The 26221-nt window shown below is 42.9% G+C and carries 31 protein-coding genes; 26 read left to right on the forward strand and 5 right to left on the reverse strand.

What is annotated here, in order from left to right; all coding sequences use genetic code 11:
* Window positions 1-18: 18 nt before the first annotated feature.
* The 10 genes from FHS45_RS16185 (at window position 19) to FHS45_RS16230 (ending at window position 7658) form a co-directional block, all read left to right on the forward strand.
* Window positions 19-1251 (forward strand): MFS transporter, encoded by a 1233-nt coding sequence (locus FHS45_RS16185; protein WP_082411905.1) that lies wholly within the window; start codon window positions 19-21, stop codon window positions 1249-1251.
* 134 nt (window positions 1252-1385) lie between these two features.
* Window positions 1386-1691 (forward strand): PadR family transcriptional regulator, encoded by a 306-nt coding sequence (locus tag FHS45_RS16190; protein WP_062440000.1) that lies wholly within the window; start codon window positions 1386-1388, stop codon window positions 1689-1691.
* A gap of 19 nt (window positions 1692-1710) precedes the next feature.
* Window positions 1711-2883: a chromate efflux transporter gene (gene chrA, locus FHS45_RS16195; protein ID WP_229717925.1), complete on the forward strand. Its 1173-nt coding sequence runs from the start codon at window positions 1711-1713 to the stop codon at window positions 2881-2883.
* Window positions 2884-3170: 287 nt separating this feature from the next.
* Window positions 3171-3584 (forward strand): DUF1801 domain-containing protein, encoded by a 414-nt coding sequence (locus tag FHS45_RS16200; protein ID WP_208416500.1) that lies wholly within the window; start codon window positions 3171-3173, stop codon window positions 3582-3584.
* Between the two features lie 181 nt (window positions 3585-3765).
* Window positions 3766-4749 carry a ring-cleaving dioxygenase gene (locus FHS45_RS16205; protein ID WP_062439990.1) on the forward strand — a complete coding sequence of 328 codons (984 nt, stop codon included), beginning with the start codon at window positions 3766-3768 and terminating at the stop codon, window positions 4747-4749.
* Window positions 4750-5176: 427 nt separating this feature from the next.
* Window positions 5177-5344, forward strand: a complete 168-nt coding sequence (locus FHS45_RS16210; protein WP_166761433.1) for a hypothetical protein — start codon at window positions 5177-5179, stop codon at window positions 5342-5344.
* Window positions 5345-5390: 46 nt separating this feature from the next.
* The gene (locus FHS45_RS16215) at window positions 5391-5897 is read left to right on the forward strand and encodes a GNAT family N-acetyltransferase (RefSeq protein WP_062439987.1); all 507 of its coding nucleotides are present in this window, start codon (window positions 5391-5393) and stop codon (window positions 5895-5897) included.
* A 29-nt stretch (window positions 5898-5926) separates the two neighbouring features.
* Window positions 5927-6520 carry a kinase gene (locus FHS45_RS16220; protein ID WP_062439984.1) on the forward strand — a complete coding sequence of 198 codons (594 nt, stop codon included), beginning with the start codon at window positions 5927-5929 and terminating at the stop codon, window positions 6518-6520.
* A gap of 136 nt (window positions 6521-6656) precedes the next feature.
* The gene (locus tag FHS45_RS16225; protein ID WP_062439981.1) at window positions 6657-7202 is read left to right on the forward strand and encodes a P-loop NTPase family protein; all 546 of its coding nucleotides are present in this window, start codon (window positions 6657-6659) and stop codon (window positions 7200-7202) included.
* A gap of 288 nt (window positions 7203-7490) precedes the next feature.
* Window positions 7491-7658, forward strand: a complete 168-nt coding sequence (locus FHS45_RS16230) for a hypothetical protein (RefSeq protein ID WP_166761434.1) — start codon at window positions 7491-7493, stop codon at window positions 7656-7658.
* 12 nt (window positions 7659-7670) lie between these two features.
* On the opposite strand, the gene FHS45_RS16235 is transcribed toward FHS45_RS16230, so the two are convergent.
* Complete coding sequence (locus tag FHS45_RS16235; protein ID WP_082411903.1) at window positions 7671-7859, reverse strand: aspartyl-phosphate phosphatase Spo0E family protein; 189 nt, start codon at window positions 7857-7859, stop codon at window positions 7671-7673.
* Between the two features lie 154 nt (window positions 7860-8013).
* Here FHS45_RS16235 and FHS45_RS16240 point away from each other — a divergent pair, with 154 nt between their 5' ends.
* From FHS45_RS16240 to FHS45_RS16255, 4 genes are all read left to right on the forward strand, one after another.
* Window positions 8014-8547 carry a helix-turn-helix domain-containing protein gene (locus FHS45_RS16240; RefSeq protein ID WP_062439980.1) on the forward strand — a complete coding sequence of 178 codons (534 nt, stop codon included), beginning with the start codon at window positions 8014-8016 and terminating at the stop codon, window positions 8545-8547.
* 110 nt (window positions 8548-8657) lie between these two features.
* Window positions 8658-9362, forward strand: a complete 705-nt coding sequence (locus FHS45_RS16245; RefSeq protein ID WP_062439978.1) for a nucleotidyltransferase domain-containing protein — start codon at window positions 8658-8660, stop codon at window positions 9360-9362.
* A gap of 142 nt (window positions 9363-9504) precedes the next feature.
* Window positions 9505-9993: a GNAT family N-acetyltransferase gene (locus FHS45_RS16250; RefSeq protein WP_062439976.1), complete on the forward strand. Its 489-nt coding sequence runs from the start codon at window positions 9505-9507 to the stop codon at window positions 9991-9993.
* A 6-nt stretch (window positions 9994-9999) separates the two neighbouring features.
* Window positions 10000-10575, forward strand: a complete 576-nt coding sequence (locus FHS45_RS16255; protein ID WP_062439973.1) for a GNAT family N-acetyltransferase — start codon at window positions 10000-10002, stop codon at window positions 10573-10575.
* Between the two features lie 262 nt (window positions 10576-10837).
* Here the strand turns inward: FHS45_RS16255 and FHS45_RS16260 are convergent, their stop codons facing one another.
* Window positions 10838-11383 (reverse strand): helix-turn-helix domain-containing protein, encoded by a 546-nt coding sequence (locus FHS45_RS16260; RefSeq protein ID WP_062439969.1) that lies wholly within the window; start codon window positions 11381-11383, stop codon window positions 10838-10840.
* 150 nt (window positions 11384-11533) lie between these two features.
* Between FHS45_RS16260 and FHS45_RS16265 the strand changes: the two genes are divergently transcribed.
* Together FHS45_RS16265 and FHS45_RS16270 are read left to right on the forward strand one after the other, a co-directional pair.
* Window positions 11534-12319 carry a dioxygenase family protein gene (locus tag FHS45_RS16265; protein ID WP_062439966.1) on the forward strand — a complete coding sequence of 262 codons (786 nt, stop codon included), beginning with the start codon at window positions 11534-11536 and terminating at the stop codon, window positions 12317-12319.
* A gap of 27 nt (window positions 12320-12346) precedes the next feature.
* Window positions 12347-12778 (forward strand): DoxX family protein, encoded by a 432-nt coding sequence (locus FHS45_RS16270; RefSeq protein WP_062439963.1) that lies wholly within the window; start codon window positions 12347-12349, stop codon window positions 12776-12778.
* Window positions 12779-12830: 52 nt separating this feature from the next.
* On the opposite strand, the gene fdhD is transcribed toward FHS45_RS16270, so the two are convergent.
* On the reverse strand, window positions 12831-13616 hold the full coding sequence (gene fdhD, locus FHS45_RS16275) for a formate dehydrogenase accessory sulfurtransferase FdhD (protein ID WP_062439960.1): 786 nt from the start codon (window positions 13614-13616) through the stop codon (window positions 12831-12833).
* A gap of 354 nt (window positions 13617-13970) precedes the next feature.
* Between fdhD and FHS45_RS16280 the strand changes: the two genes are divergently transcribed.
* From FHS45_RS16280 to FHS45_RS16290, 3 genes are all read left to right on the forward strand, one after another.
* A complete protein-coding gene (locus tag FHS45_RS16280; protein WP_062439957.1) occupies window positions 13971-15224 on the forward strand; it encodes an L-lactate MFS transporter in 1254 nt (417 codons plus the stop codon).
* Between the two features lie 58 nt (window positions 15225-15282).
* The gene (locus FHS45_RS16285) at window positions 15283-15639 is read left to right on the forward strand and encodes a Na-translocating system protein MpsC family protein (protein ID WP_062439954.1); all 357 of its coding nucleotides are present in this window, start codon (window positions 15283-15285) and stop codon (window positions 15637-15639) included.
* Window positions 15640-15816: 177 nt separating this feature from the next.
* Entirely contained in the window at window positions 15817-18177 is a 2361-nt protein-coding gene (locus tag FHS45_RS16290) for an FdhF/YdeP family oxidoreductase (RefSeq protein WP_062439950.1), read from the forward strand.
* 187 nt (window positions 18178-18364) lie between these two features.
* Here FHS45_RS16290 and FHS45_RS16295 read toward each other — a convergent pair whose 3' ends face one another.
* Window positions 18365-18664 (reverse strand): DUF3243 domain-containing protein, encoded by a 300-nt coding sequence (locus FHS45_RS16295; protein ID WP_062440651.1) that lies wholly within the window; start codon window positions 18662-18664, stop codon window positions 18365-18367.
* Window positions 18665-18866: 202 nt separating this feature from the next.
* Window positions 18867-19361 carry a L,D-transpeptidase family protein gene (locus FHS45_RS16300; protein ID WP_062439947.1) on the reverse strand — a complete coding sequence of 165 codons (495 nt, stop codon included), beginning with the start codon at window positions 19359-19361 and terminating at the stop codon, window positions 18867-18869.
* A 280-nt stretch (window positions 19362-19641) separates the two neighbouring features.
* Here FHS45_RS16300 and FHS45_RS16305 point away from each other — a divergent pair, with 280 nt between their 5' ends.
* From FHS45_RS16305 to FHS45_RS16335, 7 genes are all read left to right on the forward strand, one after another.
* Window positions 19642-19830: a hypothetical protein gene (locus tag FHS45_RS16305; protein WP_062439944.1), complete on the forward strand. Its 189-nt coding sequence runs from the start codon at window positions 19642-19644 to the stop codon at window positions 19828-19830.
* Window positions 19831-19887: 57 nt separating this feature from the next.
* Window positions 19888-21252: a sigma-54 interaction domain-containing protein gene (locus FHS45_RS16310; protein WP_062439940.1), complete on the forward strand. Its 1365-nt coding sequence runs from the start codon at window positions 19888-19890 to the stop codon at window positions 21250-21252.
* 230 nt (window positions 21253-21482) lie between these two features.
* Window positions 21483-22181, forward strand: coding sequence for a CoA transferase subunit A (locus FHS45_RS16315; RefSeq protein ID WP_062440649.1), 699 nt, complete (start codon window positions 21483-21485; stop codon window positions 22179-22181).
* 12 nt (window positions 22182-22193) lie between these two features.
* The gene (locus tag FHS45_RS16320) at window positions 22194-22868 is read left to right on the forward strand and encodes a 3-oxoacid CoA-transferase subunit B (protein WP_181949516.1); all 675 of its coding nucleotides are present in this window, start codon (window positions 22194-22196) and stop codon (window positions 22866-22868) included.
* A 24-nt stretch (window positions 22869-22892) separates the two neighbouring features.
* Window positions 22893-23669 carry a 3-hydroxybutyrate dehydrogenase gene (locus FHS45_RS16325; RefSeq protein ID WP_062439928.1) on the forward strand — a complete coding sequence of 259 codons (777 nt, stop codon included), beginning with the start codon at window positions 22893-22895 and terminating at the stop codon, window positions 23667-23669.
* 16 nt (window positions 23670-23685) lie between these two features.
* Complete coding sequence (locus FHS45_RS16330) at window positions 23686-24864, forward strand: acetyl-CoA C-acetyltransferase (RefSeq protein WP_062439925.1); 1179 nt, start codon at window positions 23686-23688, stop codon at window positions 24862-24864.
* Between the two features lie 54 nt (window positions 24865-24918).
* A complete protein-coding gene (locus tag FHS45_RS16335; protein WP_062439921.1) occupies window positions 24919-26205 on the forward strand; it encodes a GntP family permease in 1287 nt (428 codons plus the stop codon).
* Window positions 26206-26221: the final 16 nt, after the last annotated feature.

Consider the following 26221-nt stretch of genomic DNA (forward strand, 5'->3'; position numbering starts at 1 on the left):
GAACGAAATGATATTTTCATATACAATAGTGTGTTAGGAAGTGATGGTGTGACAAAAGAAAAACGTACATATAATAATGGCTACACTTCAAAAGATAAACCGTTTTGGATGGCGCTTATCGCACTTGCAGCAGCTTCGATTATGACATTTTCGAACATTTATATGCTGCAGCCAATCCTGCCGATATTCACCAGGGAATTTGACGTATCGCCGACAGCATCCAGTCTATTAATCTCGCTGACAATCGTTTCCTTGATTATCGGGCTGCTTGTGTTCGGTTTGATGTCAGATCGCTGGGGACGGGTGAAACTGATGAAAGTCACGATGCTTTTATCGATCATCCCATTATTCATCATGCCTTTCGTCGAGTCTTTCGCGCTGCTTTTGGTCTTACGATTCATCCAGGGGTTTTTTGTTGCTGGATTGCCGGCCGCAGCAATTGCCTATATCGGTGAAGAATTTGAACAGCGCAGCGTACGAATTGGGATTTCTTTTTATATCGCGAGCAACGCTGTCGGCGGCATGTTCGGCAGAGTATTCGTGGGTTATATATCGGAATATGCTTCCTGGCAGATGTCTTTATGGCTGCTGTTCGTGTTAGAGGCGTTATTTTTTATAGCGTTTCTAATACTCCTACCAGCATCGAGGAACTTTCATACGAGTGAACTTCCTATCAAGGATGACCTGGCGGGCATGTTCATCCATTTGAAAAATAAAAATCTGATTCCGGCATTCTATATGGGAATCGTCATCCAGTTGACTTTTACTGGTGTCTGGACGTATCTTCCTTTCTATTTGAGTGACGCACCGTTCTACTTGTCGATCGGTACCATTACGTTTGCTTATTTTGCTTATGGGCTAGGACTCGTCAGCTCACCGGTCGCCAGTAAACTCTCGCTTTCGTTCGGGATGGGGAAAATTGTAATAACGAGCGTTTTCGTTATGCTTACAGGGATCCTGTTAACTGCGATTCCGGTAGTAGTACTTATTTATCTAGGAGTCGGCCTGATGTGTCTCGGCTTCTTCGTGGTTCATTCCATGGTGGCAGCTTCTGTCAATCAGACCGCTACCCATCACAAGGGTGGTGCCTCCAGCATTTATCTCGTAAGCTATTATATCGGGGTGGCAACAGGCGGAACATTGACTGGTTTTCTCTGGGGAGCAATAGGCTGGCTCGGAGTTATAGCGCTGGCCGTGCTGCTGATCCCCGGGGTATTGTGGGGGAGGCAGACCTACTTACGGACCGTTTGAATTTTTAATATAACATCTGGTTTAAATGCTCAGGTAGTAAGCCTGAGCATTTTTGTATTGACCAGATAATTGCGATTATATATAATTGATATCGGATTTCGTTATTGGAATTCGATATCGGGAGGGATAAGCAGATGGATAATAAAGTATTGAGGAAGTTATTTTTAGGATTCATTCATATTCATATCCTGCATCATGCCAAAGAAGAAGCCATTTACGGATCATGGATGCTTGAAGAACTTCGGGAGCATGGCTATGATATCAGCCCTGGGACCTTGTATCCGATTCTTCATCATATGGAGCTCGATGGTCTGTTAGATAAAGAAGAAAAAAATGTGAAGGGTAAAATCAGAAAATATTATCGAATAACTACACATGGAGAAACTATTCTCGAAGAGGCCCGTGCGAAGGCGTATGAATTGTTTAAAGAAATCAAGTGATAGGAGGGGGCAAAGGCCGATGAAAAGACTTCTGGAAATCTTAGCAGTTTCAACTAAACTTGGACTCACTTCCTTCGGGGGACCAGTAGCCCATCTGGCATACTTCAAGGATGAATATATCGACAGAAGGAAATGGCTTGATGATAAAACATATGCCGATATCATTGCCTTGTGCCAGTTTCTGCCGGGACCGGCAAGCTCGCAAGTAGGTATTGCCATCGGCATGTTACGGGGAGGCATATTAGGGGGCGTCGTCTCCTGGTTTGGTTTCACGGTGCCTTCAATTATAGTATTAATTATTTTTGCAATGATGTATCAGACATTCGCACTGGGAGATGCCGGTTTCATTCACAGTCTGAAAGTCGTGGCAGCCGCAGTAGTGCTTCATGCGTTGATCGGATTAGGGAAAAAGCTGACTCCAGATAAAGCTCGAATAGCAATCGCACTTGTGGCAGCGGCAGTCATGTTATTATATCCGTCCGCATGGATGCAGATCTTAATAATCCTAGCAGCTGGATTACTCGGGATTAGGCAGTTCAAAGACAAATCAGAACCTAAAGTGCAGACGTTCAACGTGAATATTTCTAAAAAACTAGGCATCACCTCACTTGGCATTCTGGTATTTACCCTAGTGATGCTGCCACTGTTAACAAAAATGACAGACAATCCACTCTTAAGTATCTTTGACACCTTTTTCCGTGTTGGTTCCCTCGTATTTGGGGGCGGTCATGTCGTACTCCCGATGATTGAGCGGGAAGTTGTACCTCAGGGGTTGATGACAGCGAATGAATTTCTGGCAGGCTATGGTATGGCTCAGGCTGTTCCAGGACCTTTATTCACCTTCTCCAGCTACCTGGGAACGATGATGGAAGGAATAGCCGGTGCCATCGTAGCTACCATCGGAATTTTCTTGCCATCTTTTCTATTAATTATTGCAGCGTTGCCATTCTTAAATGAATTGCGCAGCAGAAAATCATTCCAAGGCGTGCTTATGGGTGTTAATGCCAGTGTCGTAGGGATATTGTTAGCTGCTTTCTATGATCCTGTTCTTAAAAGCTCTATATTTACTGGAGCTGACTTTGCATTAGGAACGATTCTATTTGCACTGTTGAATATATGGAAAGTACCAGCCTGGCTGATTGTGATTTTAGGTGTTATTGGTGGGTATATCTTCAGTTTTATTAGTTTTTAAAGGCTGCAGTAAACTGCTAACTAGTGCCCTCTGTCTGATTTTTTGGACCTTCCCTTCATAGAATGATAGGAGAAAATATCTTGATGGAGGGTGCACTCATGCATTTTATTATGGTCATCAGATGCCATTGCGTGTCCTACTCTATAAATGTTAAGAGACTGAAAAAAGTACATTCTTTTAAAAAGGATGATGTACTTTTTTTATGGCTCAAAAGGAAATCAATAAAAGAAAGTTGAAATTAAATATACTTTGAAATTTATAGAGGAGGAATAATTATCGGTTATGAATTGAAAACAAAAGAGAATGATAGCAGCGTGATCGAATTTATTGAAAGTGTGGAGAATACGAAAAAACGAGAGGATACCTACAAGCTTCTGGATATTTTCACAGAGACGACAGGGTATGAGGCAAAGATGTGGGGGAAGAGTATTATCGGATTTGGCAGCTATCATTATAAGTACGCTTCTGGACATGAAGGAGATGCGGCACTTGTCGGATTTTCCCCGCGTAAAGCTAACTTCAGTTTGTATTTTGCTCCTGGAGATAATAACGAAGAACTATTGAATAAATTCGGTAAGCATAAGAAAGGGAAAGCGTGTGTTTATATTAACAAGGTAGCAGAAATTGATGAGGATATCTTACGACAATTGATTGAGCAATCAATCATATTTTTAAGAAAAACGTATCCCGGGCAGGAATAGCGCTCGGGATTTTTTATGAAAATTTAGCGTTAAAGAAGAATGTCCTCACGTTAATTCACAATAACTAAGGGTAACAAGGCAAACGCTTTAGTTTGACAGGAAATATTGTACGTATTATATTTATCTTGAAATCGAAATAATTATAGAGCATAAATAGATAATTCTTCTAGGAGGTAGCAAGATGAATCACTTGAAAGGTATCCACCACGTAACCGCAATTACCAGCAGTGCTGAAAAGAATTATGATTTTTTCACTTATGTCCTGGGAATGCGACTGGTGAAAAAGACTGTTAACCAGGATGATATACGCACCTATCATTTGTTCTTTGCGGATGATAAAGGAAGCCCGGGAACCGATATGACGTTTTTCGACTTCCCTGGCATCCCGAAAGGCACTCATGGTACCAACGAGATTTCCAAAACATCATTCCGTGTACCTGATGACGCAGCATTAGATTACTGGGTTAAGCGGTTTGATCGTTTGGATGTGAAACATGAAGGTATCAAGGAACAGTTCGGCAAGAAGGTACTTCCATTTGTGGATTTTGATGATCAGCAATACCAATTGATTTCGGATGAAAATGATACTGGTGTGGCTCCGGGGACACCTTGGCAGGATGGGCCAGTTCCATTAGAATACGCCGTTACGGGGCTTGGACCGCTGTTTGTCCGAGTTGACAATATAGACTATTTCAAAAAAATGATGGAACAAGTGCTTTTATTTAAAGAGATTGATCAGGACGGCTCCTTTCATTTATTCGAAGTGGGAGAAGGTGGCAATGGCGGACAAGTGGTTGTCGAATATAACTCTGTACTGCCACCGGCTCGTCAAGGATTCGGAACGGTCCACCACGCTGCCTTCCGTGTCGAAGATCGCTCGGTATTGGATGAATGGCAGCAACGGATGGAAAGCTTCAATTTCAGGACTTCCGGTTATGTGAACCGTCACTTTTTCGAATCGTTGTATAGCAATGTCGCTCCCCAAATTCTGTTTGAATTCGCCACAGATGGCCCTGGGTTCATGGGGGACGAACCGTATGAAACCCTTGGGGAGAAATTATCCCTGCCGCCATTTCTGGAACCGAAACGGGAAGCAATTGAGGCTAGAGTTCGACCAATCGATACAGTGAGAAGCACCAAAGCTATTGAAAAAGAATATGAGTGACCAAAGGCGCCTTCTAGAAATAAGAAGGCGTTTTTTTGCAGGAATTGAGCGGAAAAAAGCGAATTTATATAGTAAGCTAATAAAAAATTTAATAGGGAGATGGTGTAGTTGAGCAAGAGCAAGTGCCCGAAATGCAGCGGAACTAAACTTGTAGAAGGTACAGATTACACACATGTAAGGCCTTTAGGGAAACCAATGAGTATGGGGTCCAATAAGATTTATACATTCTGTGAGAATTGCGGAGAGATTGTGTCCATCCGCATCGAGTACCCGCATAAAATTGGCTGATAGCACGTTATCTTGTTCAACTTAAGAGAAATGGAGGTGAAGGTTTTTATACCCAGGCGAAACAGGAACCGCCAGCACGATTTAGTTGCATGCAAAAAAAGAAAACAACTAACATAGATGTAAACAACGGAGGATTTGTATGGGGATTTTGCTGTACATAGTTTCAATATTTATTTTTTATTTGGTCATTAAAGCTGCTGTCCGTGATGGAATTAATAGTTCCCGGATTGGTGAGCGGCTGGAGAAAGAAGAGGAAACAAGGAGGACCACCAATAAGGGGTTACTCCAGGACGACCTGGATAATTAATCTAAATAACCACAACTAGAAATTAGAGAGCAGAGGTGTGTTTTTAATGCAAATTTATACAGAAAGAAGATTGGATGTCCGCTCGTATCAACAGGAAGATATGGATTTTTTGGCAGATATGCTGGCTGATCCTCAGATGGTCCGATATATTGGTGAGGGCACACCAAAGAATAAAGATGAAGCGAAAGAGTTTTTGCAATGGATCTACCGTACATATGAACACGGAGAGGATATGGGGTTCAAGGTGCTCATCCGAACGGAAGATAATGTACCTGTCGGACACGCCGGATTAGTCCCACGCGAACTCGATGGTAAGCAGGAAATTGAAATCGGTTACTGGATTGCCCGGGAATATTGGGGCAATGGTTATGCTACGGAAGCAGCCAAGGCTTTCCTTGATTACGGCCACTATCAATTGGGGATCAAGAGGTTCATTGCCATCATTCAGCCCGGCAATATGGCTTCCCGGCAGGTTGCCCAGAAAATCGGCATGCAGCTTGAAAAGCGGATGGTGCTGGCCGGCCAGGAAGTATATGTTTACGCGAAGGATTAGAAAAGTAAGTGTGAAGCAGGTGAACGGCAGTGCATACAGAAGTCAATGAGCTGAAAGATTTTTTAATCGATAAGGTGCAAGGCGGGCGTTTTGTATTAGGAATTGACGGGTTAAGCCGTTCTGGAAAAACTACCTTTACGGAAGAATTAGAGAAAAGGCTTGAAAGAGAGAATATCCCTTTTCGAACCTTCCATATCGATGACCATATCGTAACACGAGAGAACCGGTATGATACTGGTCAGGAAGAATGGTATGAGTATTATAGTCTGCAATGGGATATAGAGGGTTTGCGAAGGAAATTATTTGATAAACTCAAGTATGCTTCTGAGGTGGCCTTGCCTTTTTATGATAAGGTATCAGATACACACCAATTCCACACCATCAGTCTCCCGGAAAATAGTCTCTTGATAATAGAAGGGATATTCCTTCAACGCAAAGAGTGGAAACATTTCTTTGATTATATCGTGTATCTGGATTGTCCGCGCGAGAAACGGTTCCTCCGGGAGAAAGAGGAAATCAGAGCAAATATTTCGAAGTTTATCAATCGCTATTGGAAGGCTGAAGAATACTACTTGGACAGCGAACAGCCGATAAAAAATGCTGATATGGTGGTGGAAAGTTAATAAGCGATAAAGAGCGTTTTGAGTTTTTATATACCCAAACGCTCTTTTTTTCTTTTTGCTTTTTTAAAACAGTCTTATGAAAAATTATTAAAGAAGTGCGAAAGTAAGTGTTCTTTTAGATGAAAGGAGGAAGAATATGAAGCGAATAATGGTAATTGGCGTTTCGGCAGGTGCTGGAAAGTCCACCTTTGCAACAGAGCTCGGGGAAATTTTGCGGATTGATGTCTATCATTTAGATGCTTTGTACTGGAGACCTCATTGGATCGAAGCACCATTCGAAGAATTTGAGGAAGCTCAGAGGGAAATTGCTGAACGGCAGACATGGATAATAGAAGGGAATTATAGTAAGACATTCGGTGTGCGGGAATATCGTGCGGATACTATTATTTATTTAGAGCTTCCGCGTTATGTCTGTGTGTATCGGGCACTGAAAAGGTGGGTGATGAACCTAGGAAAGACAAGGCCTGATATGGGTGCAGGCTGCAAAGAAAAAATGGAGTGGAAGTTTCTGAAATACATAGTTACAACCTATAAAGATCGAAGAAGAAAAATGTATAAACGTTTTAAGCTCTGGAATGCGTCAGGTAAGGAGGTGATTGTATTAAAAAGTAAACAAGAGATACGATCTTACCTGCAAGATTTAAAAGCTAAACAAAACCAACTCAATAAACAGTTATCTTGACGGTGCTATCTCAGCATCGTTTTTATTTTTGGTCATTGTTCAAAATAATTTTTTACTTTCCAGTGTAAATTGTATTTGATATAGGTGTTCAACTTCGAAGCTAAGAGTTTTGCTTCCTGGTAATCTTCAAAAACCTTATCTGTATGGTCAAGTGGATTTTTTAATGTCTCGTTTTGTTGTGCAGTATTTCTAACAAGTTTATACATCTATACACTCCCTTTTTCTAACTAATGTTTAATGTTTGTATAATATAAGTATAACCTATAGGAATAAAAAAGCAAATGTTACGTGGAAGACATTTATGAATATATGACTCCTTCCTTTCACCGTATTGCAGTGAAGAAAATTGTTTCTTTACTTAATAAAGAACGAAGTGAGATTGAAACAACCATAAAGGAAGAAAAACAAACGATTGACTTTCTGAATCGAATAATTGATGTATTTCTAAATGTATAAAAGGCATTGATATTATTTGAGGTATTTTCTTTTTTGAAGCTCCATTAAATAGATATCGAGTTGCTGACTTACTTCCAATGTTTTTTTGTTCCTTAGACCTTCAGCTAAACCGTATTTAACCATTTGGCTTCTCAGCTTATTAATGATGCGAAGTAGTTCACAATCAGATAGTCTGCAATTAATCGGGTATTTCGTACTCATTCGTATTCACGCCCTTTTTCATAAGTGTATATACGATTTATTGTCCTCCTATCATTAATGGGCCGAATAGCCTATTACTAAAATTATAACTGATATGGTGTAATAAAATTGTGCCTATTCAGCAACATTCTCCTATTGGAGGGGAGGACAACTTATGGAAAGACGCCATTGGCTGATTAAGTTAAGAAAAATACATCAATTAACCCAAGAGCAAGTAGCTGCCAGAGCATTTATCGAGAGATCTTATTACGCACAATTAGAATATGGTACAAAAAATCCAAGTAAGGAAGTGGCAAAAAAACTTGGGAAGGTTTTAGGATTTCATTATTCCAGCTTTGATCTGGAGGGAAACCCTTTTAGTTTTGCGTTGCAGCATTCCCCGATGGTTATTGCTCATTGTGACTTGGAACTCCGTTATACTTGGATTTTTAACCCACACCAGGATTTTGAACCAACTGATGTCATTGGGAAAACAGATCAAGAGATTAATGAGAATGAGGGAACACTTGCGCTTATGGAATTAAAGAGAAATGTCATAGAAAAACAAATCCCAATTAGAAGGAAAATCACTTTTCCTCTTTCCGAGGGGAAAATCACCTATGATGTTTTTGGCCACCCTTTATATGACGACGAAAGTGAATTGATTGGAGTCGCCACCGCATCTACAGAATGGAGCAAAAAGGACTAATAGTATCAAAGACTATATGATGGACATCAGCCCTGCCGAAAAATATGGATGATCGCGCACGCAAAATCATAGAACAGACTATATTGCGAGACAGCTGAAAGGAGAAGTAGATGAAGCCTGTTGATGCAGCTTACAAATTTATTGAGGCTCATTACCCTGATTGTCAGGGTGCTTTATTAGCCGGGAGCGTCGTCCGTGGTGAAGCTACTGAAACATCTGATTTAGATATTGTTATTTTTGATCAGAAACTATCCGCTTCTTATCGCCAGTCCTTACTTGAATTTGGCTGGCCGATTGAAGTTTTTGTACATAACATGATATCCTATAAAGAATTTTTTAAGAATGATTGCGAGCGGGCAAGGCCTTCCATGCCGCGAATGGTTTCGGAAGGTATTGTCCTGAAAGATACTGGAATCATCCGTGGTATCAAACAAGAAGCTGATGATTTGTTGGATAAGGGGCCAGAAACTTGGAGTGAGGAAGCCATCACAACCAAGCGCTACTTTCTTACGGATACACTCGAGGATTTCATCGGTGCTTCAGACCGGGGGGAAGCATTGTTCATTGCTAATGAGTTGGCGTCCTTAACGAGTGAATTCGGTTTACGCACGAACCAACAGTGGATTGGTAAATCCAAATGGACAGTAAGGGCACTGAAAAATTATGATGAAACTTTTGCCGGAGAGTTCATCCAGGCTTTCGACAAGTTTTATACAACTGGTGTAAAAACGGAGATTCTATGCTTAGTTGACAGCATTTTAGAGCCATTCGGCGGAAGGTTATTCGAAGGATTCACTATAGGGAAACATAAATGATCATTTTTTAATTACACGCCTAACTGCTGGGAGGCGTTTTTTTATTGACAAAAATATTGTGTTAATCTTCTGAATTTGAAATAATTGGTACTAAGTTTTCCTTTCGTGGAAATACATACTGTTTTTAGAAAGAAGGAGAAAAATGGACGTTCGTATAGAAACAGCAACCTTGGATGATGTTTCTGCTATTTATGACATCCAGGTTAAAGCCTTTACCCCGTTATTAGAAAAATATAAGGATTTTGATACAAATCCTGCAAATGAGCCCCTCGAACGAGTGGTATCCAGAATAAACAACCCAGATGGCGATTTCCATAAAGTTTTATATGAAAACGTACTGATAGGTGCTATTTATGTGTTCTGGAAAGAAGAAGAGTATTGGATCAGCCCGATGTTCATTTTGCCAGCTTATCAAGGAAAAGGTATTGCTCAACAGGCTCTTTATGCAGTCGAGCATTTATATCCGGATGCGGCTAGCTGGGAGTTGGCGACCATATTGGAAGAAGAACGAAATTGTTACTTTTATGAAAAAGCAGGATACAAAAAGACAGGAAGCATCGAACGGTTGAATCAGTATACAACCATAGTCTTTTATAAAAAACCGGTGGATAACCAAATGAGGAGTAAATAACTTATCATGATAGAACTAGTTGGAGACAAGATTACATTGACAGAAGCAACAACCAGACACATCGACGAGTTGTATTATTGGAAATTCGAGGAGAAAGAACAAGCAGCTAAAAAGTGGAACGGCCCCTATATCCCAGAACCGGAAAAGACTATGGAGGAGTATAGAGAAAGCTGGGAAATGAACTACTTCATCACAGATCAAGTGCCTAACACGCTTGTCATTTTAGCCGGTAACAAGTTGATTGGAACGGTCGGCTCCTATTGGATTGATAAACATACCGACTGGCTGGAGACCGGCATCGTCATTTATGACAAACGTTACTGGAATGGCGGTTATGGAACCGAAGCATACAAACGCTGGATCAGTTATTTGTTTCAGGCTACGGACATTCACCGGCTTGGTATGTCTACATGGTCCGGGAACAGCAGGATGATAAAAGTTGCCGAAAAGGTTGGTATGAAAGAAGAAGCAAGAATCAGGCAGGCCCGTATGGTTGATGGAACTCATTATGATGCGATTAAGATGGGGATCCTCAGGAAAGAATGGGAGCATCTTTCAAACCCCGGATTCTATGAAGTTTGAATTTAAAAGGGCTGGGTTCTGGCTGCGATTTTGGGCATGTTTATTGGAAGAAGAGAGAACAGATTTAGAAGAATGAGGCAGCGAGGTGCTGCCTCTTTTATTTACTTTAAGAAAATTCAACTATATTAAAGGATTAAAGTATAAGAAAAGACTAAGGCTTTCGCCATAAGTACTTGGCGACAAGCCAAGTTTTTCTAATTGGAAAGAGAATGAGTGAAAAATAAAATTTTGGCGGGGCAACCCAACACAACTTCGCCAAGCATTATAGCATGTCTTCGAGCTCTGTGTCCGTATACTGGGCGATCAGTACGACCGCCGTTTCATCCTCGATATTCTTGACAAAGTGGGGGACGGACGCATTCCAGCTAAAAGAGTCCCCTTCTCCCAGGGTGTAACAATCTTCCCCCTGCTGTGCATAAATCTTCCCACTTAATACGAGGTGGACCTCTTCACCATTGTGGGCATGTCCTTCTGCTGTAGAGGAGCCAGGAGGAATTTCCACCCGTTTCATTTTAAGTCCGCCTTTAGAGGTCAAATGCTCGACCTTCAACTGATCTTTATTATGAGTTGTCACTCGGCGCTCGTTTTTTCTGACCACGTTCATACGCTGGTTTTTTTCTAATAACAGGTAGGGAAGTGGTATTTCTAAGAAATTAGCTACTGTCTGCAATGTAGAAATCGAAGGGGAAGTATTATTGTTTTCCATATTGCTGATAAATCCTTTTGACAGGCCAGTTCCCTCACTCATTTTGGCGATCGTAATCTTTTTTCTTTGCCTGATTGTTCGAATTGTGGATCCTATATCCATGTTCATTCACTCCGGTTGTTTTCTTTTATGAAACATATATCTATATTAACAAAAAAACAGTTGACAATCCAGAGGGTTCGTTGTTAATATATATGTAACTAATATTCATATTAGGAAACAAAAACAGCGAAGGGGAGGTGAAGTAACGATATGATGCCGTCTTATTTTGTAGCGCATGGGGCACCGTTACTTGCCCTTGAAGATAATCAGTACACAAATTATTTGAAAGAATTAGGGGAAGCATTGCCGCAGCCAAAAGCGATTGTACTTTTCTCAGCTCATTGGGAATCAGGGGTTCAGCAGGTAGGCGATGTAGAAGAATACCGTACTATTTATGATTTTGGAGGATTTTCGGAAGCTTTATATCAAATTGAATATCCAGCCAAAGGGTCTTCAGATGTAGTACAAAAAATAAAGGAAGCTTTTGCACAGCAGGAGATACCTTATGAGGTTGATAAAACAAGAGGATTGGACCATGAGGCCTGGGTGGTTCTGCGTATGATTTATCCAGCAGCAGATGTGCCGGTGGTTTCTATGTCGGTCAATCCCCATTTGACCCCACAGCAACAATATGAAATCGGGAAGGCTCTGGCTCCCTTAAGAAAAGAGGATGTATTGATTATAGGAAGTGGAGGCACTGTCCATAATCTTGGAGTTGTTAAGCTGCATCAGGACAACGGACAGACAGATGCCTGGGCAGTTGAGTTTGATGACTGGCTGGAAGAGCAAATGACCAAGTGGAATCTTGAATCCTTATACAATTATAAAAAAGAGGCTCCTGCTGTTGATTTAGCAGTCCCTCCTTATGGAAATGAGCATTTTATTCCGATTTTTTATGCGATGGGAGCAGCCGATGAGGAAAAAAGCGCTAAATTAACTCATAGAAGCTACCGATATGGAAATCTAAGTCACAGTGTCTGGCAGTTTGGGAAATGATAAAAAATTACATTGGGGGAAATGATAATGAATAATAAATATGCATGGAGTCAAGTGATATTACGTGTTGTATTAGGGCTTACCTTCTTCATCCATGGCCTTGTTAAGTTCCAGGATGGAATAGGTAATACGGCTGGCTGGTTCGATAGTATCGGATTGCCTGGATTTCTCGCTTATGCTGTAGCCTTACTTGAATTAGTTGGTGGGCTGGCAGTATTGTTTGGATTAGGCACAAGAGTCATTTCAGGCCTGTTTGTGGTCTTAATGGCAGGAGCAATCTTAAAAGTGAAACTCGCTGGAGGTTTCTTGGGAGATGGGCAAGGAGCAGGGTATGAGCTTGACTTGGTGTTACTTGCTATGTCACTTTACTTCCTGATTAATGGAAGCAAAAGCTTTGCGTTGGATCAGGTAATATCCAACTCCAATGAGAAAGATAATGAAACCTATCGTTCTGCATAAAAACTAAACAAAGCCTGGGAGCCATTTACTTGCTTCCAGGCTTTGTTATATTTTACTGGTGAATACGTTCCGGGTGCGAATAAACGTTGAAGGACCCGCCTCTAATGAAGCCGACTGCAGTGATGTTCAAGTCATGAGCTAAATCAATCGCTAAATCAGTTGGAGCTGATTTAGACAATACGATTCCTACTCCAATCTTCGCCGCCTTCGTCATGACCTCCGAGGAAATCCTCCCGCTGAAAACAAGCACCTTATCCCGCACGGAAATTTGATTCAACAAGCAATGCCCATATAGTTTATCCAGTGCATTGTGTCTGCCAATGTCCGCACGTCCGACAATCATTTCATCGCCTGTGCAGATTGCCGCATTATGAACACCGCCTGTACCTTTGAAGACGTGGCTGGTTGCCTGCATCATATCCATTAATTTAATGCATTGGTCAGCAGTTATCGTCGTTTTTGAGGTGGAGGTTTTTGTGGTCTGGACATCATTTTGAAAATAAAATTGTCTGCTTTTTCCGCAGCAGGAACCGATAAACCGTTTGGAAAAATCACGCTGGGTATTGATTTTACCTTCAATCTCAATGTAGGCAAAGCCTTGCTCTTCATCGATTTTAAAGTTTTTGATTTCACGTTGGAAACGGATGACGCCTTCAGAAGCCAGAAATCCGATTACCATTTCTTCCAGGTGGGCCGGAGTGCAGACCATCGTTGCGAATTCTTCCTCATTTATATAAATCGTCAGTGGAAATTCAGTGACAATATCATCTTCCACTTGTGTCATTTCTCCATGATTAAATCTTGTTATCGTTCTCCTGATGGTTTTTTGATCTCTCATCTCAATCACCTCACTTTGGAACCGCTTATAAAAATCTCGTTATTAAAATATACCGACTCATCTAAATAAAATACAAGCAATAAGAATCGGTCGATGTAAAATTTAGAAAAAATATTGAAATTTCAGCTAAAAACCGCTATCATAATTTATGTTCATAAAATTGTAACATTTAAGATGCGAGATAGCGATCCTGTCGTCGATTTTAAATGTCGTCAACTATTGCAAACGATTACTTTGGTGTACAAGTAGTGAGCCTGCTTGTAGCTAACACGTCGTCATTTGCTTTTGCATGGAAAAATTCTGCAAAAGTAAAGTGAGGGCGTTTTTTATTTTTTATAAAGGGAGTGAAATAGCTTGAAAAAAACAAAAAATCGTTGGCTGATTGCGTTAGCTGCTGTAGGGATTCATATTTCTATCGGCTCCGTGTATGCCTGGAGTGTGTTTACGAATCCATTGATCGAGGAGTATGGCTGGAGTCTTAGTAGTGTATCGCTGACTTTTAGTATCGCCATTTTATTTCTAGGGTTATCGGCAGCATTTATGGGACATTTCGTGGAAAAGTATGGCCCGCGTGTATCAGGGATGGTGGCAGCTGGCTTTTTCGGTATGGGAATGATTGGTTCAGGTCTGGCTACAACATTAGAATCGCTTTGGGTTTTATATGTTACATATGGTGTTTTAGCAGGAATAGGGCTTGGTATTGGGTACATTACTCCTGTATCCACACTGGTAAAATGGTTTCCTGACCGCAGGGGGCTGGCCACAGGCCTCGCAATTATGGGGTTCGGTTTTGCTGCTATGATAGCCAGCCCGGTGATGGCTAACTTAATCGATTCGGTCGGTATTCCAGCTACCTTTTTTATTCTGGGTGCAGCCTATTTTGTCATCATGATGTCATCGGCACTGTACTTGGAAAGACCGCCAGAAGGATACATGAGAGAATTCAGCCAGGACAATAAGAAAACCCCGGATCTTTCTCAATTGACTGCCAATGAAGCAGTCAAGACACGCCGGTTCTGGTATTTATGGGTTATGCTGTTTATCAATGTCACATGCGGAATCGCAATACTGTCTGTTGCTTCCCCGATGGCACAGGAAATTGCTGGACTTAGCGCTGCAGCAGCAGCGACAATGGTCGGCCTGATGGGATTTTTCAATGGTGCAGGCCGGATAGCCTGGGCATCAATTTCTGACTATATTGGGCGTCCAAATGTATACACAATGTTTTTTATCATACAAGTTGTTGCATTCTTTGCGCTTCCCGGAATTACTCATGCCATCCTGTTCCAGGTAGTCGTTTTCTTGATCATCACATGTTATGGCGGAGGATTCTCATCTATCCCAGCCTATATCGGAGATTTGTTTGGAACCAAGCAGTTAGGTGCTATCCATGGTTATATCCTGACCGCATGGGCTGCGGCCGGTCTGGCCGGGCCGATTTTAGCCTCCTGGATCAGGGAAGTGACTGCGAGCTATGCTTTGACCTTATCAATTTTTGGCACCATGTTTGTGGTAGCACTTATTGTTTCACTAATCATCCGCATCGATATGAAACAGCTGAAGCAAGCCCAAGGTTCCACGGCTTCTTCACAGAAACTTTCTAGTTGATTTTTGGTCTCCATACAACTACTATTTAAGGAGTATAATAGAAAAGGTTGAAGCAACGATGAATAAATACGAAGCTGAATTCAGCAATCTAGTAAAAGCTTTTCGGAAACGGCATATGGGAAAAGGACCGAGTAAAATCAGTACCACCTTTTGCAAGAACTGGGCCATATGCGAGATGGAAGGCAACCTGTCACCTGTAGAAAAGTTCATTGCCAATGAGGAAGAGGGCAAGCAAATGGTACGTGCAGCCCGTACGGAAATGGTCAAAAATATGTACCGGCAAAATCACCCTGTGGAAATGGAAGAATTCCTGCAATGTGATTTCGTAGATTTATTTGTTGATATCGATATAGAAAAAGACTTCGGGATGTCGATTTTCGTTTTTAGTGAAGATTTAGAAAAGAAATTTTCATAATAGAATGGTTTGGTACTTCGCAGCGAACCTGCCAAAGGCTTAACCACCATACTCCTTTGTACGTGACAGCACAAGCAGAGGATTATGGTGGTTTTTTCTTTGTTTATAGCCAATGGGAATCGCTGCATGGCGTCAGCTATTTTGCTCTTTGAATTAAAAATAGTAAGGAGAATATATATGGGACAAACCAAACACCAAGGACCGATGAAAAAATCTAAAATACCTGCACCGAAACACTGGGTGAGCCCAATCCCGTTCGGTCTGGGAAAGGTAAAGCCTAAGCATATCCGGGATACGATGAAAGTCGCCTGGGATAACAAGGATAACTTAAACTATGCCAAGAACATCATTACCAAAGGTGTGTGTGACGGCTGTGCATTAGGCGTTTCCGGTCTTTACGATCAGACATTGACCGGGCCGCATATATGTACGACACGATTGAATGTGCTTCGTTTAAATACAATGCCTGCTATTAATGAAGAGGTCCTGCACGCCGATATAGAGGAACTTCGCCAGTATTCCAGTACAGAATTAAGGGAGCTTGGCAGAATTCCGTACCCGATGATCCGCAGAAAAGGAGAGCGGAAGTTTTCCCGTCTGGCCTGGGCAGATGCCATGGAAATGATTGCAGATAAGATGAAAGCTCTGGACCCGAAGCAGTATGCTTTTTACCTCACCTCTCGGGGTATCACCAATGAATCTTATTATGTTGCGGGAAAAGTAGCCCGTTTTCTTGGCACCAATCACATCGACAACGCTTCCCGTATTTGTCACTCGCCTAGTAAGACCGCATTAAAGCGTTCAGTGGGGGTAGGGGCTTCTACTGCGAATTATCAAGACTGGATCGGCACAGATGTCCTGTTATTCTGGGGCAGTGTTGCCTCCAATAGTTCACCAGTTTCGACTAAGTATATGCTCGAAGCAAAGAAAAAGGGGACAAAAATCATAGTTATCAATCCATACCGTGAGCCGTCGATGGATCAATACTGGATTCCATCCAATCCAGAGTCGGCCTTGTTTGGAACTAAAGTAGCTGATGACTTTTATCAAATCAATATTGGCGGGGATATTGCATTCATGCATGGTATTATGAAGCACTGGTTCGAAATGGAAGAAAAGCAGCACGGTGCTGCCATTAATCATGAATTTGTTGAGGAGCATGTTAATGGATATGACGAATTAAAACAACAGGTTATCTCCCAATCCTGGAATGCCATCACCGAATCGTCGGGAGTTACAAAAGAACGAATTATCGAGCTTTCTGAACTGCTTGCGAATAGCAAAAATGCTGTCTTTGCCTGGGCGCTTGGTTTGACAATGCATTCCTTTGCGACGGATAACATTTCCCAGGTAGCGAACCTGGCATTGCTTCGTGGTTTCCTTGGGAGAGAACATAATGGGTTGATGCCTTTTCGCGGTCACTCCAGTGTGCAGGGGAGTGGTGAAATGGGCGCCGATCCATTTGTGCTTCCTGGCGGAGATTTCAAAGGTGATAATGTTGAAAGAATTGAAAAGCTATGGGGGTTTGACCTTCCTGAATGGCAGGGAGATGTCGTCGGTGTGACGCTTGAAAATATCCTGCTTCCGGAGGATCATGAACGGAAAATCAAGCTGTACTATTTATCCGGTGGGAATTTCCTAGAAACCATGCCGGATCCTGATTTTGTTGAGCAGGCATTATCGGAGCTTGATATCCGCGTCCATCAGGATATCATCCTGAATACTTCCACACTTGTCGATGCGAAAGAAGCGGTGATTGTATTACCGGCTAAGACCCGATATGAACAGGAAGGCGGCGGTACATCTACTTCTACAGAACGTATGGTTTATTTTTCACCGGAAATTGAAGGGAATAAAAATAAAATCCAAGAAGCCCGTACCGAATGGAAAATCTACATCGACCTGGCCAAGCGAGTCAAACCAGAATCCGCTCATTTGGTCGATTTTAAGGATGGTCAGGCCGTCCGTGAAGAAATAGCCAAAGCCAACCCGAATTATGATGGCGTCCAGCATTTAAAAAAACAGGGGGACGTCTTTCAATGGGGAGGAGCCTGGTTATGTGAAGGGGGCGTTTGCCCGACACCAGACGGGAAAGGGAGCCTGATTCCGGTAGAAATACCTGATTTGAACAAAAAGCCAGGTGATTTTTATCTGACAACACGCCGTGGCAAGCAGTTCAATTCAATGGTCTACAAGGAGACCGACCCAATTAATGGAGCTGAACGTTATGATGTCTTGATCAACCGTGAGGATGCGGAAGATAATCGGATACATGATGGAGAAGCAGTGGTTTTATATAACCAGTACGGAATTTTCCAAGGGAGAGCCAGGTTTGCCAATATCGCAAAAGGAAACCTTGGGGTGCATTTCCCGGAAGGAAACTTCTTGTTGCCAAAAGGCCGCTATGAACAGTTTGCTAAAATTCCAGACTATAATATTGGTGTAAAAGTGGAGAAGGCAGAGAAATTCAATGCCAGAAAAGACACCCAGTATTTGGAGAGAAGAATTGATGATTTAGAAGAAACACCTGGGGCCTGATGTAATGACCTCGGCAGGATAACAAATCCTGGCCGGGGTTTTTTCATTTTTTTGTGAAAAGGAGCGAAAAAATAGAGTTATGAGTGAGCAAATAGATGGATTTACGATCAATAAGCAGACAGGTACAAATAAAAGGCCTGCCCCCTTAAGTCTTTAAAATACTTAGGGAACAGCCCCCCTGCTAAAATTAGTTTGTTGAATCGGCAAGTTTTACAAGAACATGCGCCATATGCTTCCGTTCTTCTTCGTCGGCAAACTTCCAAAGTTCATTCAGTAATTTTTCTTCGCGGTTTCTTGGATCTTCGTTCTTAGCTAGGTAATCCCCCACACGCTTGGCGCCTTTTGTAAGTCCCTCTTCGCCAAGTCCAAGTTTTTCACCTTTATTAACCTGGTCACCTAAATAATCCTTGAAGTTCTGGAAATTCTGCATGATGTCGTCTTTTTTATCTTCACTCATATTAGCTGCTGCGTCACGAGGATCTTTCATTATATCAAGCTCCCTTTCCATGTAATGGTAGACAATACCACCTAAGGAAGAAAACTAAACATTTTGTTTAATAGTTGTACAATTTTTTTATAATAGATTATTAAAGGAATCACAGGAGGCGAGCTGAAAAAAGTCAGCAGGGCTAATACTGCTCGCTATCTTCCACTTTTATAGGTGGATTCCTGTAATGGGAAAATGACCGTTACGGATGGATGAAGACACTGGTGCCAATAGGAATTGTTCTTGCCAGTTCCTCCACATCCTTGTTATACATTCGGACACAGCCACGAGAGACTGCTTTTCCAATGGAGCTTGGATCGTTGGTGCCATGGATGCCATAATGTTGTTTTGAAAGACTCATCCACATGGTGCCGTAGGGTCCGCCAGGATTTGGGGCTTTATTGATGACTACATAATTTCCTATGGGAGTACCATGAAGGATCCTGCCTACCGCAATCGGATATTGTTTTTGCTGAACCCCATTCCTTAATAGGCGAAGCGTTCGGTTATTGAGTGAAATATCAATGCTATAAGGAATGGATGCCGGGTTAGGTAAGCCGGGGATATTAATCCCTTGCCCGGGATAGATGAGATCAGGGTTGATGGTGGGGTTAGCCTGAATTATTTGAGCCAATGGCTTCCGGTAATCACGAGAGATCTGTGTCAGTGTTTCGCCGGGTTTGACAGTATGGATCATAGGTTGCTACCTCCATCACAGTTTCTTCTATATTATGTGTATCACTGTGGTTGGTGTGTATGTAACTTGAAATGCCGGTTTATGAGACAATTTATTATTATACGAGACAATCTATAACCTATGAGAGGAAAAAGAGGAAGTAAGAGAGACAATATTAAAATTATATGAGACACTTTCGAGAATAAGGGAGACAAATTTTAAAAAAAGAGAGAAATAGCAACAGGATATGAGACAACTCAATGACGAGACATACCAGTAGCTTAAAGGGGGGAAGGAGTTCATGAACAATGTATGGAACACCATTTATATGATTTTATTAGGGATTGTAGCTATTTTTACAGGGGAAATTGTTACTTTTATTATGCTTGGGTTTGTACTGGTCACCTTGAATAATATACATACTACATTGAAAAACATTTATAAAGTGACTGCGGATCGAGAAGCTCGTAAATATTGGGAGGTGGATTGAAATCGCTCTCATGGTAAAATAGACTGCAAATAGATTTTACATCAGGAGCGTGAATGAATGCTTGATATATTAGAGGATTACCGGGATGGAATATTAGAGACGATTTTCGGTAATGTCAATCATAGTATTGTCGTCGTGGATCGCAATGGTTTTGTTTCCTATATGAATGATAGTTATTGTGATTTTCTCGAAGTAAATAAAGAGGGTGTCCGCGGGAAGCATGTGACCGATGTGATTGAGAATACCAGGATGCATATCGTTGCGGAAACAGGAAAAGAAGAACTTGCGGACCTGCAGTATATTCGCGGTAATTATATGATCGCCCATCGAATTCCACTCCGGGCAGATGGAGAAGTGGTCGGCGCGCTTGGTATGGTGCTGTTCCGGGATACGGAGGAATGGCTGAAGCTGAACAGCCATATTAAAGATTTGTTCCTGGAGCTGGAAACGTACCGTAATCAAATGAAAAAACTGAACGGAGTTTCCTATTCTCTTCATGATATCATCAGCAATTCTTCGGAGATGCACATATTAAAAGATAAAATTAAAAAAGTGGCTCCAGGAGATGTCTCTGTGCTGCTCCGTGGTGAGAGCGGAACAGGAAAAGAGTTGTTCGCCCATAGTATCCATCACTTGAGTGAACGTAACACGAAACCATTCGTCAAAGTAAACTGTGCGGCAATTCCAGCTGACCTTCTCGAGTCAGAGCTGTTCGGCTACCAGGAAGGTGCATTTACTGGTGCCAAGAAAGGCGGCAAGCCAGGGAAGTTCCAGATGGCAGACGGCGGGACTCTTTTCCTGGATGAAATCGGGGATATGCCGCTCCAGGCTCAGGTGAAAATACTCCGAGTCCTGCAGGAGGGGGAAGTCGAAGCAATCGGATCGGTTAATCCACAGAAAGTTGATGTACGGATCATTGCTGCTACCAACCAGCCACTCGAGGAGTTAATAGCACAGCAGAAGTTCCGGGAAGATTTATTTTACCGGATTAATGTTGTCCAGATTGATATTCCACCGCTTCGGAAACGACCGGAGGACCTCCGTGTGCTGGCAAAATATTTGCTGGAAAAAGTAACTGAACGGATTGGCAAGCGGGTCGTCGATTTTGAACCGCACGTGTATGACTGCTTCCTTGAGTATCACTGGCCGGGAAATGTCCGCGAGCTGGAAAATGTCATCGAGGCAGCTGTCCACCTGACGAGCAATGAAATGGTTGAATTGGATGATCTGCCGGATCACATTAAGCCGGACGCACTGTTAGTGGATGAGGATCGAAGCTTGAAGGCGATTATGGAAACGGCAGAACGCCAGGCGATTGAACGGACATTAAAAAAGGTTCATGGAGACAAAGGGAAAGCGGCGGTAATGCTTGGCATCGGAAAATCAAGCCTGTATGACAAAGTGAAAAAGTATAACTTATAAGCCATTCCGGAAATTCGGAAAAACCATTCCAATTATATGGAATGGTTTATTTTTGTTGTGCGAGAAAGGGTTTTCATTATTAATATGATAGGATGATAGTTAATTTTCCAGAAACTCGTAATTTCATTGTTAGCGCTTTCAATTGAATTCCCCTTCATTATTGAATTTTCATTCAGTATAAAAGTTGGCACGGTTCTTGCATTATAAAAAGGTGAAGGGAGTGTAGCATGATGAAAACTATTTATACATCATTTGAAGAAGCAGTAAAAGATATTAAAGATCACTCAACTATCATGGTTGGAGGGTTTGGACTGGTAGGGATTCCGGAGAACCTGATTCTGGCATTAGTAGAATCAAAGGTGAAGCATTTGACAGTTATTTCCAATAACTGTGGTGTGGATGACTGGGGGCTTGGATTGCTCCTTGAAAATAAACAGATTGATAAAATGATCGGCTCTTATGTTGGTGAAAATAAAGAATTCGAACGCCAGGTGCTGGCAGGAGAACTGGAAGTGGAACTGACGCCGCAGGGGACGCTGGCGGAACGTATCCGCGCCGGTGGTGCCGGAATTCCGGCTTTCTATACACCAGCAGGCGTAGGAACACCAATCGCGGAAGGGAAAGAAGTACGTAATTTTGATGGGAAAGACTATCTTATGGTGACAGGTTTGAAAGCGGATTTCAGTCTTGTCCGTGCTGCCAAAGGCGATCGCCTTGGAAACCTTGTCTATAATAAGACGGCTCGCAACTTCAATCCTGAAATCGCAGCAGCCGGTGCGACGACAATTGCAGAGGTGGAAGAACTGGTAGAAGTCGGCTCGTTGGATCCAGATAACATCCATACACCTGGTATCTACGTACAGGGATTAATCGAAGGCAAACAGGAGAAGCGCATTGAACGTCTCACTTTGAGAAAAGAAGCACAATAGGAGGGAAACATCATGGCAGTGAACATGGATAAAGCACTAGTAAGAGAAAAAATTGCAAAACGAGCGGAGCGCGAAATTGAGAATGGTTTCTACGTCAACCTTGGTATCGGGATGCCGACAATGGTCGCCAACTACATCCAGGAAGATAAAGAGATTGTGCTTCAGTCTGAGAATGGATTGGTCGGAATTGGACGTTCCCCATACGAGGTTGAAGTCGATCCAGACTTGATCAATGCCGGAAAAGAAACCGTAACGGCGGCACCTGGAGCATCATACTGCAGCAGTGCAGAATCTTTCGCGATGATTCGTGGCGAGCATCTGGACCTTGCCATTCTTGGCGGTATGGAAGTCTCAGAAACTGGCAACCTCGCAAACTGGATGATTCCTGGAAAAATGATTAAAGGCATGGGCGGAGCCATGGATATTGTGCATGGCGCGAAGAAAATCGTTATCATCATGGATCATGTCAATAAACATGGAGAGTCGAAAATTCTTAAGGAATGCACATTGCCGCTTACAGGTGAAGGTGTGGTTGACCGTATCATCACCGACCGTGCCGTGATTGATGTGACGGATGATGGGCTTCTTTTAGTGGAAGTCGCAGAAGGATGGACAGTAGATGAAGTAATTGATTCAACTGGCGCAGAGTTGAATGTCAGCGAAAATCTATTATCGGCAACATTTTAATTTTTTAGCAGGGGGATGAAGTTAATGGTAGAAAACAAAGTAGTTTTCATTACAGGAGCGGCAAGCGGGATTGGCCACGAAATCGGAGTAGAGTTTGCCAAAAATGGCGCTAAAGTAGCTTTTAGTGATATCAATGAAGAAAAATTGCAGGAAGCTGTGAAGAAGCTTAGTGATGAGGGATATGAGTGCATCGGCGTTAAATGTGATGTCACGAAAGAGGAAGAGCTGCAGCAGGCAATCGACCAGACTGCAGAAAAATATGGACGTCTTGATGTGCTGATTAATAATGCCGGACTTCAGCACGTAGCCTCCATAGAGGATTTTCCAACGGAAAAATTCGAGTTCATCACAAAAGTTATGTTGGTTGCCCCATTCATGGCTACCAAGCATGTCTTCCCAATCATGAAAAAGCAAGGCTTTGGCCGTATTATCAATATGGCTTCAATCAACGGATTGGTCGGTTTTGCAGGTAAATCTGCGTATAACAGCTCCAAACATGGTGTCATCGGCCTGACAAAAGTCACAGCCTTGGAAGGCGCAGAACACGGTATCACCGTGAACGCAGTTTGCCCAGGCTATGTTGATACGCCGCTTGTCCGCAACCAGCTGGAGGACCTGGCTGACAATCGGAACGTCTCGTTAGAAAAAGTATTGGAGGAAGTCATCTATCCATTAGTGCCACAAAAACGTTTGCTTCAGGTACAGGAGGTAGCTGATTATACATTATTCCTTGCCAGTGACCAGGCAAAAGGGGTAACCGGGCAGGCAGTTGTTATCGACGGCGGCTATACCGCTCAATAAAAGGAGGAAAGCCAACATGGAGAATGTTTATATTTTAGAAGGAGCACGAACAGCATTTGGAAGCTTCGGCGGTTCACTGAAAGACGTTGACCCGACCGTTCTTGGGGTGACGGTAAGCGAAGAAGCGATCAAGCGAAGCGGCATAACATCTGAGGATATTGATTTGACGGTAATGGGGAATGTCATCCATTCCGCGAATAACGCCCCATATATGGTAAGGCATATTGCATTGAAATCCGGTGTGCCGATGGAAAGCCCGGCACTTACGGTTAACAGACTGTGTGGATCCGGCCTGCAATCTGTCGTATCAGCAGCCCAGTCCATCAAGCTCGGGGAGGGCAAAGTCGCCTTGACTGGCGGGGTGGAGAATATGAGCCAATCCCCATATGCCATGCGGGGCAGCCGTTTCGGTACCAAGCTTGGTACACCGAAAGTAGATGATATGCTGTGGGCTACTTTGACGGACGAATATATTGGCAAAGGCATGGGTGTTACAGCTGAGAACCTTTCTGAGAAATACGAGATTTCAAGGGAAGAGCAGGACGCCTATGCAGTAGAAAGTCACAAACGAGCAGCAGAAGCTCGCAATAGTGGCAAGTTCGAAGAAGAAATAGTTCCGGTGGAAGTGAAAACACGTAAAGGAACTACAGTTGTAGATACTGATGAACATATTCGTGAGGACACTACGCCTGAAGGGCTGGCAAAACTAAAGCCTGCCTTTAAAAAAGACGGCACGGTCACTGGTGGGAATGCAAGCGGTATCAATGATGGGGCTGGAGCAGTCGTACTCGCTGGTGAAACTTTTGTAGAAGAAAAGAACCTGAGCCCGCTTGCGAAAATTGTATCATGGGGTGTAGCAGGCGTCGATCCAGCATACATGGGCATCGGACCAGTTCCGGCCATCAAAAAAGCACTGGAGCAAACGGACCTGTCAATGGAGGACATCGGTTTGATCGAGGTTAATGAAGCATTCGCCGCTCAATACTTGGCAGTAGAAAAAGAGCTCGGTTTAGACCGTAACAAAGTCAACGTCAATGGTGGTGCCATTTCACTTGGCCATCCAATTGGTGCAAGTGGCACTCGTGTCTTGTATACGGTCATTAAAGAACTGAAACGCAGAAACGAAAAGTACGGCATCGCGTCCTTGTGCATCGGGGGAGGCCAGGGCATCGCCATGCTGGTAGAAATCGTGTAACGATAGAAATAATAGAGGTTTGGGAGAAACTATTTTATTAGTGGAGGAATCAACATGCTTGGAATATTATTAGGTCTCATCGTGTTGATGGCACTGGCCTATCTCGGCTGGTCCATCATCTGGGTGGCCCCGATCGCTGCAGGTGTTGTAGCGGTCACGGGCGGCCTCGATCTGTTAGACGCCTATAAAGATACGTATATGGGCGGGTTCGTTGATTTTGCTAAAGCATGGTTCCCTGTCTTCATGCTTGGTGCTATTTTTGGGAAATTGATGGAAGACACTGGCATGGCCCGGTCTGTCGCTGTCGCATTGACAAAACTGATTGGAACAAAGCGCGCGATTCTTGGGGTGCTGGCATCTGCAGCAGTTTTGACTTACGGGGGCGTCAGCTTGTTCGTCGTCGTTTTCGCCGTCTATCCACTGGCACTATCCTTGTTCCGCGAGGCGAACATCTCTAGAAAACTAATCCCGGCAACCGTCGCGTTAGGAGCATTTACCTTTACGATGACAGCCATTCCGGGAACACCGCAGATTCAGAACCTGATCCCGATGCAGTATTTCCAGACAGACGCTATGGCAGCACCTGCGATGGGGATTATCGCTGCTATCATCATGGCGGTCGGAGGATATTTTTATTTGAGGTGGCAGGAAAAGAAACTGACCAACAGAGGGGAAGTCTTCACCGAGCCAAATGATAAAAATATGATGGAAGTGGAAGAAGAGGACGACCCGAACTTTCTTCTTTCTGTACTTCCACTATTAACTGTACTTATTACATTGAATGTATTTGGCTGGGATGTTGTCGCAGCGTTGATCGCTGGTATCCTTTTGATTATGGTATTGAACCCGGGTAAATTCAAACGCTTCATTTCATCGATGAACAAAGGGGCAAACGGATCTGTCATCGCTATCATCAATACAAGTGCGGCAGTCGGTTTCGGTACTGTTGTTCGTGAAGTGCCAGGATTCGAACGGCTGACAGAATTACTAATGGGAGTCAAAGGACATCCACTCATTTCAGAAGCCATCGCCGTAAATATTTTAGCCGGTGCTACCGGTTCCGCATCCGGGGGGATGGGAATCGCACTGGAAGCACTCGGTTCCAAGTATTATGAAATTGCCCAGAATACCGGCATCAGTCCGGAAGCCTTTCACCGGATCGCATCCCTGTCATCCGGCGGCCTTGACGCACTGCCGCATAATGGTGCCGTGCTGACGTTATTCGCTATCACAGGTATGACACATAAAGACAGTTACAAAGACATTTTCGTTGTAGCCGTCCTGATTCCAATCATCTCTGTCGCATTTGTTATCTTGCTGGCATCAATTGGAATTCTATAAAAAAGAAGAACCAGAT

The sequence above is a fragment of the Thalassobacillus devorans genome, from assembly GCF_011761345.1.
Taxonomy (GTDB): domain Bacteria; phylum Bacillota; class Bacilli; order Bacillales; family Halobacillaceae; genus Thalassobacillus; species Thalassobacillus devorans.